At 66.2% G+C, this 1,549-nt stretch carries 2 protein-coding genes; both read left to right on the top strand.

Annotated features, from left to right (window positions below; genetic code table 11):
* Positions 1-75: 75 nt before the first annotated feature.
* A complete protein-coding gene (locus ACVCAH_RS37840) occupies positions 76-513 on the top strand; it encodes a transposase (RefSeq protein WP_447141004.1) in 438 nt (145 codons plus the stop codon).
* 38 nt (positions 514-551) lie between these two features.
* Complete coding sequence (locus ACVCAH_RS37835; protein ID WP_447141003.1) at positions 552-1,514, top strand: transposase; 963 nt, start codon at positions 552-554, stop codon at positions 1,512-1,514.
* Positions 1,515-1,549: the final 35 nt, after the last annotated feature.

The raw sequence follows: 1,549 nt of genomic DNA, 5'->3' as shown, positions 1-1,549 counted from the left end.
CCCTCTTGGTCAGGATGGGGTGAGACACCGCGTGTGAGTGCGGGGTGCTGACCGAGGGCGGGATCGGAGATCCTGGTGTACGTGTCGACATCTTTTGAGGACCAGCCCGTGCAGGGTGTGCCGAGCGGGTCTGATCCGGCGCCGAGGCCGTCTCGGCGGGCGTTCAGCCCGGAGTTCAAACTCGCGGTCCTGACCGAGTACGAAAACGCCCCGCATGGGGAGAAGGCCGCGGTCCTTCGCCGCGAGGGCTTGTACTCGTCGCATCTGATCGAGTGGGCCCGAGCCCGTGACGCGGGCGCCCTCACCGGCGGTGGCGAGAAAACGTCTCCGGCTTCTCGGCTGCGGAAGACCGCCGAGCAGGTCGAGTTGGAGAAGCTACGCCGGCAGAATGAGAAACTGCAGGCGGATCTGAAGAAGACCCGGATGGCGTTGGACATTATGGGAAAAGCACACGCGCTCTTGGAAGAACTCTCCGAGAGCGCGGACAACGGTCCGCCGCCGAGCAGATCCTGACCACCGCCTTCACCGACCTGCGGTCCGCCGAGCTGTCGGTGCAGCGCTGCTGTGCGCTGACCGGAACGTCACGGGCGACCCACTACCGCCGGAAGAACGGTCTTGGGCCGGTGCACGGGCCATGGCTGCCACGAACCCCGCCACCCTCGGCGTTGAGCGACACCGAACGGGTCCGGGTCCTCGAGGTGTTGAACAGCCCCACGTATGCGGATCTGGCGATCCCGCAGGTCTGGGCCCGGGAACTCGACGATGGCCGGTACTGGTGCTCGCTGTCGACGATGTACCGCATCGCCCGCACCGCCGGGCAGGTCAGGGAACGACGCCGGCAGGCCAGGCACCCACCACGGGTGCGCCCCGAACTCGTCGCGACCGGCCCGTCGCAGGTCTGGTCCTGGGACATCACGGCGTTGAAAGGACCCGTCAAAGGAACCTGGTACCGCTGCTACGTCATCATCGACATCTACTCCCGCTATGTCACCGGATGGCTCGTCGCAGCCAGCGAAGACGCGGTCCTGGCCCGGGACTTCCTCTCCGACGCGGTCACCCGCAACGGCGTCGAACCGCACACCATCCACGCCGACCGCGGCGGTGTCATGGTGTCGAAACCCGTCTCCGAGATGCTCGTGAACCTCGGCGTGCTCCGCTCACATTCGCGGCCCCGAACCTCAAACGACAACCCGTACTCCGAAGCCCAGTTCAAAACGATGAAATACGTGCCCGACTTCCCCGACCGGTTCGGATCCCTCGCCGACGCCCGCGCCTTCTGCGACACATTCTTCACCGCCTACAACCACGAACACCGCCACTCCGGCATCGGCCTGCACACCCCGGCATCAGTCCACTTCGGCACCGCCGAGCAGATCCGGGCGCACCGCCAGACGACCCTCGACCAGGCCTACGCCACCCACCCCGACCGGTTCACCCGCCGCCCACAAGCACCCCGGGCACCCGACATCGCCTGGATCAACAACCCGGCCCGGCAAGAACAACCCACCCGCTAACGACAACCTGTCTCAGGTTGACTTGACAACTACCG

It is taken from the genome of Micromonospora sp. LZ34, from assembly GCF_052981855.1.
Note: the sequence above shows the minus strand (reverse complement) of the source record. Positions and strands in the feature narration are given on the sequence as shown.